This is a genomic window from Spiroplasma sp. ChiS, assembly GCF_002968355.1.
Classification (GTDB): Bacteria; Bacillota_I; Bacilli_A; order Mycoplasmatales; family Mycoplasmataceae; genus Spiroplasma; species Spiroplasma citri.
The window spans coordinates 1-10,633 of record NZ_PUUH01000207.1; the positions used below are offsets into that span (position 1 = coordinate 1).

Consider the following 10,633-nt stretch of genomic DNA (forward strand, 5'->3'; position numbering starts at 1 on the left):
ATTAAAAGTTGAATTTATATAATTTACCAATTCACAAGAAAGAACATTTGGAAGACAAGTTTTGTTTGTATCAATAGTTGAATAAACACAGCTTTGTCTTGAACATTGTAATAAATTTAGTAAAGAATAATTACAAATTTTTTTAATTTCATTTATAAAATTAACATTTATTTTTTTAATTTTGTTTATATATCTTTTTTTAATTTTGTTTATATATCCAAAACTAAAAAATATTTTTTTATCTAAATTCATACTATTTAATTTTATTAAATTAATTGCTCGATTTGATTAATTTTTTCTTTAAAATAAAAAAACATTTCATCATCATTAATTTCTTCATTAATATCCAATTCTCTCCAAGGACCCTCTATATGTGTTAAAGAAACCAATTCAAAGACACTATATTTACTAAAATATATAAAAATTCTTTCAATAAAACCTAATTCTTGTTCAGTAAATTTTTTTTCAATTTCATTTATTTTTATTTCATTAAAATTTTTAAAATTTTCTTTTTCTATGTATGATTTTCCATATTTTTTTAAAATAGAATACAATTCTTCTAAAACGGGTCCATATTTTCAAGCTTTAAATTTTTCATCAATTATTTTTTTATTAAATTTAGCCATAAAAAACCTTGCACAAAATACATTAATTTTATTAGTATTAGTAAAATCAGCAAAATTAATTGCTTTGGCATTATAAAAGTTACTATCATCAACATGACCATAATAAATATCAACTCTTAAATTTTTGACAATATTTAATCCTAAGTTATTTTGTAAACCCAGCATAACATTACTACGAATGGATGGCATTAATCCATCATCGTAACCTCGAAGGCTATTTAAACCTCATTTGTTATTAGTAATAATTGATTGTGGTTTTAATAAAAGACCTAAATTTTTTGTTTCTTTTCATCATAGATTAGTTGAAATTAAACTAAAACTTGTAGCAATAGGAAAAATAAATATCATTAAATAAAATAATTTTCGCAATTTTATTTTCTCCATTTTATTTTTTTAGTTTTATACTTCGTTTGCAGTAACTTGTTCTTGAATACTCATATGATTAATTTTATAAGTTAAAATTCAATATGTTATTAAATAGATTCCTGCCATTAAAATAAAAGTAATTGGAATTGTAATTCATGGGAATCCAAATGGAATAATTACTTTAGCAATTGCAATAAACCCATAAACACCTAGTCATAATATTAATCACATTATACCAACACCTAAAATTCATGCTAGAAAAGCAAACGGAGTAAATATCCCTAATGTTAAACTATTAATTTCACGATTTGAATATCCTAAAGCTTTCATTACAGCCATAAATTTTAGAAAAGAATTAACAAAGGATTCTGTCATAATATATACAATAATAATAGCGGTTATAATCGTAATAATAACAAAGATAATCGATAAGATACTTGAAATTCAAGCAAGTTTTTCAATAACTTGCGATTTAATAATTAAATAATCTGTTCCCCCAAATCCACTAGTTAATTGGCCATTCATAAAATCATTCATTGAATACGAACCATCTGGGGAAGAAAGATTAAATCGTGTTGTTTGATCAACTTGATCATTATATTTACTAAACTTACCATTAAATCATAACATCGGATTATCATCTTTGTCATCATATAGTTCACTAGAACTTGTATTAAAACCAAGAATTTTATTAGCAATAACTTGATTTACATATGCCCTCAGAACATAATATGAATTTTGAATTCCAACAACTTTATATTTAATATTTTTAGTAATTTTGCCAATTTTTAATAATCCTTGCCGTAATGCTTCTCGATATCAATTAGTTGGAAAGCCCGTTAAATCACCAATACCATTAATTTCTTTGTCAAATTTATTATCAAAAGGATGAATAACATAATAATCACCTTTCTTCAGTTACTTCTTTAGTGACTACTCTCTGATCAGGGGGGCTATTAAGGTCTAGCAACCCTGGTAAACGGCGTTCTGTTGTTGCAGAAATTGTTGAATTTTGAAATTCACCTGGTTTAAAAGCAGAAACTGGTAATTTTAAAACAAAATTTTTAATATTATAATAATCTTGAACTTTACCATTTTTATTTTCAAAACCAACACGTGTTTTGTTTCCAATTGTTAATTTCGTTAAATCAAGGGTAAAAGGATTAAGATTATCATCAGTAAAATCACTTGGTAACTCATATGACCATGCGGCTTGGTCTACAGCACAATGCAGTGCATCATCACAATACTGTAATTGTTGAACATTAGTAGTAGTTTCAACTATTTTATTTAACAATAAATTATATTTACTTTCTGCGGCTTTATTTACAACCATTGGAATTTCATCTGCCCCAATATTTAAATTTTTACTATCATCTAAGATTTTTTTAACCATATGATTTGGAAAAATAATTGTTTTATTATTTGCATTAATTCCATATGTTGGAAGAATAAAACTTGAATTTGATATATTTGTTGTATATCCGGTATAAACATCTTCATTTTTTAAATTATAAGTTGAAGTTCCAAAAGTAAAATTAAATTGTAATTTCGCCAAATCATCTTTTAACCACATTGCTCGAATTTTACCTGGCATAATATCACTTGTTGCATATTGTGCACAATAAGTCCAACGATCAATAATATTTGGGTCTGTTGGGTGTACTGGTGGTTTTCCAAATGCACGTGGAATTGTTGAACATAATAAAGTATCAATTTGATTTCGAATATCAACATTTTCACCATAATGTTTATACATAACATAAAAAGTACCAATTGATAAACTTGCTCCTTTTCCAACCATAAAATTAAAAATAATCATATTATTTAATTGTTGCGCGTATAAATGAGCATTTTTAGCACTAATATAATTTTTTGTTGATAACCATTTTCCATTATATAAATAATCACTTACTAAAGAATTTTTAGTTAATGGATATGCTGCCTCAGTCGAAAAACTAGGACCATTTCAGTCATACATTTCATAACGACTAAATGGAATATTACCAATAACATTCGTATATTAGTATTCATTATTATAATTTAAATTGGCATAATAATCTTTACTAAACTTATTGATTGCTGTTGGAATTAAAGTTGCTAACGTTAAAGATAAACTAGCAACAAAAAATGTTAAGAAAAATCAACCAATTTTTTTCATTGAAACGGCCATCATCACAAAACGAAATTTTGTTGTAAAATTTTTAAAACGAAAAACATTGCTAATATAATATACTAATTTTGAGGTTTTAATATTTTTATTCGGATTTAATAAATCTAACGGACTAATTATTAATTTTCGAATTGCTGTTACTAAAATTCACAAACTACTAACAAGACCAATAATCCCAAAACAAATCGCAAATGGAATCAATGAAAATGAAAAGTTAACTGGAATAACAAAGTAACTATTAAAAACACTCATAATAGGGAGTTGCAAAAAGACACCAATAATTCATCTAAGTGGAACTCCAATTCCAGTTACTACAATTGCATGCGCTAAATAAGAACTAGCAATTGTTAATCCACTATAGCCGTTTGCTTTTAAAATTCCATTTTCAATTTTTTGTTGATTAATAATTTTTTTAATTAAAATTATTAATGTGAAAATTAAAATTATTAAGAAAATAATGCATAAAAAAATTGTAATCGTACGATAAAATATAATTGTAGTTCCCAATAAAGAATAACGTAAGTAAACCAACTTTGTTTCATCGCGACTTTGTAGTGGAGCATTTTTATAACTTGGATTATTTAAACTTCAAAAATCAGCTGCTAAATATTTTTTAAAATTTTCAAAGTCTGTTCCTTTATTTTCAGATAAACCAACATAATTAATATATAATGTGGAATTTTCTTCAATATCAGTGTTGGCAGCAATAGACTCACTACGATAAACTTTTTCAGAAACATAAATAATACCATCTGTTTTTGGATCTGGAAAAACATCAGTATCATAAATTGTTGGATAAATATTAGCCGGATCTCCACCAATAGCACCAACAAAGAAATTTGAATTTTCACCAATTATAAGTTGATCTCCTACTTTTAATTTTTGACTCCGTGCAAATTGTGGTGTAATAACAACATATACATCATTAATTGGATTAGTTGGATCAAAAGAATCATATTTTTTAATAAGTTTTAATTTATTATCTTGTAATAATTGTTGTCAATTAWTAATTTTATATTTTAAATTTGATGTTAAGTCTCAATATGCATATTGTTCACGTAACTGAACTGAAAAATTTGAAACTTTAGCAACTAAAGTATAATAGGATTTTGTCAATCCATAAGGTCCATAAGGTTGATTCCTAAAACTACTATTCTTATTATTTTGATTATAAAAATCATTAACAATAAAAACGGCATTTTCAAGATTATTATTATAACCAACATCAAGATTATTATTAACAGTTGGTGAATAATAAAGACTAATTTTTGTTAAAGGCTGTGATGTATCTTTTACTAAAAAACTTAAATCACCATTTAATTTTTCCTCAAATAATCTATTTTCAATGCTAGCTTTAGTAAGAATTTCATCTATGCTCCCTCGTAAATCAACATCTTTTTTTCATTTTGTTATACCATTATTAACAAAATCAATAACTGCATCCTTTAATTTTTTTCTATCTGTTATCCCAGGATATTTTTTATTTAAATATGCAATAATTAAATTTACTGTATTCTGTGAAATATCACTATGCATAAAATTATTCATAAATTCTTTAATTAAAGGTAAATTATCTTGATTAAAAAGATAACCTTTCTGATCATATAATTGTCCAATTACAGAAGTTTGAAAAGCTTTGCTATTAAAGTTAAAACGATATAAACCATTATTTAAAAAAAATTGGAGCAGTTTTATCAAGATCAGTAAAAATAATATTACTTACTTTATTTGTTCTAGAATTAAAAGTAAATTCTATTTCAACATTATTATCCAATGCTTTTAATGCTCCATCTTCACCTAAATGAGCATAAGGTAATGTTCCCTGTTCACCATTAACATCAGTAATTAAATGATAATCATTGCTAAAAGCATATCAGGGGGTAATTGTTTCTACATTTTGTCCTGTTTCTTTTTACTATCAAATCTTAATAAATAATCATAAGCAAAAGTTCCTTCCCCCATAAATGAATATGCATTAGTTAAACGTGTATTAACAATTCACGAAGAAGTTGTTAATAATGTTAAAATCGCAGCTAATATTATAAAAATAATTAACTGTGCTTTTTGCTTAAACATACTTTTTAATGTTTGTAAAAACAGCAACATTTTTAGATCTCCTCTTTTTTTCAATTAACTATTAATAATAACGAGTATTGTTATAGTATCAAACAAATTCACTTAATAAATATGAATTTTTTGTTAAATCATCTTTAATCCCTGGATTATATAAAAAAAGAGCTTGATTATTAAATTCAACAACATAACTATATTTAATTTTATCACTATTTGTTAAATATTCATTGCCCTGTCCATCATAATCAACTCAGTCTTTACTATTTCATGTTTCACCCTCTGGTGCAATATTATGACGTTGTTTTGGGTCTTTTTCTTGTTCAACATATGAAGGAGAATTTTCTGAAGCAGAATCAGTATATCCTAATGGTTTTTTATGACGTTCTAATTTAGTTGAAGCATCTTTGGGACCATAATAATCTAATTGGTAACGAACACCAGTTACAGAACCATCAGTTACAATTGCACCTAATTTTGAACCATCTACGCCAGTTTATGAGGCTGTAATATATCATTTTCGATCTAAAAAGATATTATCAAATCAATCCTCGGCCATTACTTTATTAACTTGATTTGTTAATTCACCAATATAACCATTTTCTGAATCTAATATTTGTGTAATAAATTTATGCATTGATTCATAATCAGGATACGTATTATTACCTCCATGCGCTCAAATATTAATGACATCAAATAATGATCCTTGTTTATATTGACCTGTTTCATCAACAAAACCATAACTATTTAAAATAAACTTCGCATATTCGCTATTAGGATCAACTGCCATTAAGTCCTCTTTAAAACCGCTTTTTTTCGGTCCTTCATTATAAAAATTATCAATTGTTTTAACATTATTAGTATTTAATTTATAATGTCCTTCACTATCACTAGTGTAAAATCAATTTGCTAACCCCGCAATTCCTTTTAATAAATTAAACAAATCAAAGTTTGGTCCGTTCAACATTTGCAATAATGTTCGAATTAAAGCAACAACACTATCTTCAGCAAAATTCCCAATTAAGCCTTGGAATTTTAAAAGACCTTCATAAACTGTCTTTGACATTATACGGTTAAATTTTTGGACATCAAAGTTTGAACCTTCTTTTGCTAAAGCTTCTGTAAATCAGTTTCCTAAAACAGAATACCATTTTAAAAAGACATTTTTATGTTCTTTATTATCACTTGTTAAATCTAAATATTGCTTCTCCTCTTGCAAAATTATGCTCAGAGATTTTGCCACAACTGGACTGCTAAAAATATCATAAAGTTTCATATTTTTAATTGTTTTATCAGCTTCAGCCACTTCACCATCACTTTGATGTTCAACTTTAAGAACCGTATTTTCAATCGTATCACGACTAAATATTTCTAATAATGGACTGTCCAATTTAACATTACTTGAACTGTCAAAAAACTGATTTTTTATTTGCATTAAAATAAAAAATGGTGCTGCTAAGAAAATTCCTGCAGTTTTTTCGCCAGAACGATTATTTTGAATAAATGGTAATAACTGTGCTAATGAATATAAAACTGGTAATTCTAATCCCGGTCCAAATTGACCTAACATTGTAATTGCTTCATCAAAATATTTTAAACCAAATAAATCATATAATGAACTTGATTGGTTCGCCACACTCTTTCCAAATTTAATTTCTTCACCACCATCGTTATAATACAATGTTGACTTTGTTGGCGGTGTTAAAAGTGAATTATGATATAAAATATTTGATACATAAGGACCTCATGATGAATCATAATAATTACTTCAACCGGCAGTTCTCTTAATATAATTAAGAACTGATTCTGATTTTTGTGATAATGTATTTGCTAAAGCTCCAGTATCATATTGAGCTCATGTTAAATTTGGATTTGCAACAAAATCTGTATAACGCCCTGATGCATCTGTTTTATTGCTAGGATGTCCTTGGTTAGCTTCTGTATTTTATTTTGAAAAATCACTCATTGCAACAATTGATGACATTAAATTATAAATATTTCGTTCTGGTTGATAAGTACTATCCGTTGCTCTTCAAGTATTATAATAAAGATTATTTAATTTTTTATATTATTCAACATAATCTTTAATTTTAATTTCTTTTCCACTTTTAGTAGTAAAAACTCCTTTTAAGTTTCTTCCAACATTATTTAAGAAATATTGTAATGTCGGAAACCCATAAGTATTCATATTTTCATGACGACTAGCAATTAAAATTTTAGCAATTGTACTCTAGTATATTTAACTAAATTTCGAATTGTCGGGTCGATCTTATTAAGTTCACTATCAAAATAATCATCATTTTGACTATTTTTTCCTTTTGCACAAGAAACTACTCCCAGCATACTTGCTGACATTAAAGTTGTAGATCCTAGTATAGAAAGTAATTTTTTCATTTCCTTCACTCCTTTTATATTTATTAAATTTTTATAAAAATCATTAATTTAAAAGTCAGCAGATAACATTAAATTTTCATTACCCGCTTATAACCATTAATAAAAATTGTTGTATATTTAATTGGTTTATCCATAATCAAACAATTATTTTTAATTACTAAAACAAAAAAATTTAAATCCTCATTGTTCTTTTTTTATTCTGTGTTTTAGTATTGTTTTTATTTATCAAAACAACATTTCAAACATAAATTCAAAGTAAAATAATCATAAAAATATTTTTAAAAATTGTTGATAATTTAATATCATTTGTATTTTCAATAAAATATAAATTTAAAATTAAACACAATAATAACAAAATAAAACCAAAAGATAATCTCCGAAAAATTTGCTTTACTTCCATTACATTATTGTTAATTACAATAGTACTAATTAAACTTCTATAACCAATCACTCATAAACTTAAATGAAATGAGTTGTTTTCTGTTTTTAAAAATGCATCAAAAATAATTAAAAAGAAAATAACAATTAATTTATTAAATAAGACAATAAAATTAAAATATTTTGTTTTTGTTGCACTAAAAAAATAACGAATAGTAAAAATAAAGCTGATAATTGCAAGTTTAGTAAAATTGTTACTAATATTTTTAATAGATTTTGTTTTTAAAAAACTAATGCGGATTAAAATACTAATAATGAAAAAAAATAAAAATTCAAATAAAAATTGATGAAAAGATATTATTTATAAAGTTAATAAATCTATTAAAAGTGATATTAGATAAAGAATTTATTAACATTTTTTCCTGCTCCTATATTTTTACATAGTAATACTTTACAAAAAAAAGCAAAGGTCTATTTTTGCTTTTTTTAAGAAAATTAAATTATTTAAGATCAACTGAAGCTCCAGCTGCTACTAATTGTCCTTTAATTTCTTCTGCTTCTTCTACTTTTACTTTTTCTTTAATTACTGCTGGTAATTTATCAACAATTGCTTTTGCTACCATTAATTCTTTTCCAGTAATTTCTTTAACTAATTTAATAATTGCAACTTTACTTGGTCCTGTATCTGTTAACACAATATTAACCTCTGAAGGCCCCGCTGCTGCTGATCCTTCTACTGGAGCTGCGGCAACTGCTGCGGCAGCTACAACACCAAAATGATCTTCAATTGCTTTTACTAATTCATTTAAATCTGATAATTTCATTTCTTCTAATGCTTTAATAATATCATCTTTTGATAATGCCATAATATTTTCCTCCTCATTAAGATTTTTTTATAAAATGTTTGAATAAACTAACTAATTATTCACTTCTTGTTTTAGCAATTTCTTTAACTGCTATTGCAAACATACGTAATGGGTATAATAAACTTGCTCCAAACATTGATAGTAACTCGTCTTTTGTTGGTAACGCTGCAATTTCAACAATCGCTTTTGTGTCTAAGACTTTACCCTCATAAATTCCAGCTTTTAATTTTATTGCTGGATGTATTTTTGCAAATTTTGCTAAAGTTTTTGCGGCAGCCATCTGTTCACCTGTACCAAACGCAAAAGCATTAGTACCTGTTAAAAATTGGTCTAATTCAGCAAATCCTGCTTCTTTAGCAGCCAAACTTACTAAGTTATTTTTATATACTTTAATGTTTACATCTTGTTTTGTAAGCATTCTTCTTAGTTCTGTAAATTCAGCAACCGTTAATTTTTGATATTCGACAATAACCGCTGAATTAGCAGTTTTAAAGTTATTAACAATTTCATTAACAACTGCTGTTTTAATTTTCATTGCTGGCTTCATTCTTCGCCTCCCTATAATAATTTTAAAAGCAAAGGCAATTAATCCATTTGGCTAATTGCCTAAAACATTATTTAAATAATATAAAAACATGTCATTGTTCTATATCTCAATAATGCCTCGGCAACATAATTAAGATTTAATAAAATCCGTTGCTGTCTATGGTATTTTGATGACTATGGTACAATACCAAGTAATATAGTATTATAATTTTTGTTAAAAGTCAAATAAAAAATTTATTTGTTCAAATATTATTTTAGGTACCATTTTAACAATAATTTTAGACTATTTTTAAAAATAGTTAATCATTAAACCGCTTAATTTAAAAGTATCTTATTTACATATTTATTAAAACATACTTCTTGAAAAAAGGGAATACTAAAATGAGAATATTTTTAAAATATTATTTTTTTTGTAAAATTAAGGACTTTTTAACTACTATCTTACTGCTGTTATTTCTTTTAATGCTTTACTAATCCCAGTAGTATGATAATCAATTACAGGCATACTTCCTTTTTTAGGTTCATATAAAGAATTATTAGCGTTATGCATTTTGTAATTGAAGTGCAACAAATCAACTTTGAAAGGAGTTGATTTTTTATTGTATTGTAAAGATGCAATTAGGTCAATCAAACCTTATTAAGTCAATAATATATCTTTTATTAAAAATTGCAACTATTTTTTCAAAAAAAATAATTTTTTTAAATATGAGTTAATATTTAAGCACGACAAAAAGAAAAGTTTGCTAAAATTAAATATTAATATTTTGTAAAAATACCTCTTTGGAGGATAATCAATCTAAACTGGGTGAGGATAATCAATCTAAACTGGGTCGCAGTTTTTCATTAATAATTTTCATAACTTTATTAATTTCTTTTTGAGTAACAGTATTAAAATCAGTTCCTTTAGTTAAATATTCTCTAATATCTCTATTTATTCTTTCAACTTTTGCTTTTTGTGTCGGAGTTCCAGCATCACAAAAATAAACATTAGCATTAGTAATTTTCTCCATCTCTTTTCATTTACTAAATTCTTTACCTTGATCTGTAATAATTCCTTTTATATTTATCTTATAAAGTTTATTTCTAATAATACTTTTAAGAGCTTTATTAACCTCTTCTGAATTATGTTGATTTAATTTAAAACAAATCGTATATAAACTTTTTTCTTCGGTAAAAGTTAAACAAGCAGACTGATGTTCTTTTCCAACAATACA

General features: G+C 25.5%; 11 protein-coding genes and 1 other annotated feature. All 11 genes read right to left on the reverse strand.

Annotated features, from left to right (window positions below; genetic code table 4):
- Positions 1-266: 266 nt before the first annotated feature.
- The gene (locus C6B38_RS05675) at positions 267-995 is read right to left on the reverse strand and encodes a Panacea domain-containing protein (protein WP_105298958.1); all 729 of its coding nucleotides are present in this window, start codon (positions 993-995) and stop codon (positions 267-269) included.
- 30 nt (positions 996-1,025) lie between these two features.
- Positions 1,026-1,622 carry an FtsX-like permease family protein gene (locus C6B38_RS11255; RefSeq protein WP_233485573.1) on the reverse strand — a complete coding sequence of 199 codons (597 nt, stop codon included), beginning with the start codon at positions 1,620-1,622 and terminating at the stop codon, positions 1,026-1,028.
- 247 nt (positions 1,623-1,869) lie between these two features.
- Positions 1,870-2,973 (reverse strand): hypothetical protein, encoded by a 1,104-nt coding sequence (locus C6B38_RS11260; protein WP_233485574.1) that lies wholly within the window; start codon positions 2,971-2,973, stop codon positions 1,870-1,872.
- A 42-nt stretch (positions 2,974-3,015) separates the two neighbouring features.
- Positions 3,016-4,863: an FtsX-like permease family protein gene (locus C6B38_RS11265; RefSeq protein ID WP_233485575.1), complete on the reverse strand. Its 1,848-nt coding sequence runs from the start codon at positions 4,861-4,863 to the stop codon at positions 3,016-3,018.
- Between the two features lie 192 nt (positions 4,864-5,055).
- On the reverse strand, positions 5,056-5,271 hold the full coding sequence (locus tag C6B38_RS11270) for a hypothetical protein (protein ID WP_233485576.1): 216 nt from the start codon (positions 5,269-5,271) through the stop codon (positions 5,056-5,058).
- A 460-nt stretch (positions 5,272-5,731) separates the two neighbouring features.
- A complete protein-coding gene (locus C6B38_RS11275; protein WP_233485577.1) occupies positions 5,732-6,916 on the reverse strand; it encodes a hypothetical protein in 1,185 nt (394 codons plus the stop codon).
- A 527-nt stretch (positions 6,917-7,443) separates the two neighbouring features.
- A complete protein-coding gene (locus C6B38_RS11280; RefSeq protein ID WP_233485578.1) occupies positions 7,444-7,629 on the reverse strand; it encodes a lipoprotein in 186 nt (61 codons plus the stop codon).
- 172 nt (positions 7,630-7,801) lie between these two features.
- Positions 7,802-8,029 carry a hypothetical protein gene (locus C6B38_RS11285; RefSeq protein ID WP_233485579.1) on the reverse strand — a complete coding sequence of 76 codons (228 nt, stop codon included), beginning with the start codon at positions 8,027-8,029 and terminating at the stop codon, positions 7,802-7,804.
- A gap of 478 nt (positions 8,030-8,507) precedes the next feature.
- Positions 8,508-8,873 (reverse strand): 50S ribosomal protein L7/L12, encoded by a 366-nt coding sequence (gene rplL / locus C6B38_RS05695; RefSeq protein ID WP_105298959.1) that lies wholly within the window; start codon positions 8,871-8,873, stop codon positions 8,508-8,510.
- A gap of 55 nt (positions 8,874-8,928) precedes the next feature.
- Complete coding sequence (gene rplJ, locus C6B38_RS05700; RefSeq protein ID WP_105298960.1) at positions 8,929-9,420, reverse strand: 50S ribosomal protein L10; 492 nt, start codon at positions 9,418-9,420, stop codon at positions 8,929-8,931.
- 72 nt (positions 9,421-9,492) lie between these two features.
- Positions 9,493-9,600, reverse strand: a sequence feature (ribosomal protein L10 leader region).
- 568 nt (positions 9,601-10,168) lie between these two features.
- Positions 10,169-10,633, reverse strand: a 465-nt coding sequence (locus C6B38_RS10140) for an IS30 family transposase (protein ID WP_162475899.1), incomplete at its 5' end; no start/stop codon positions are given.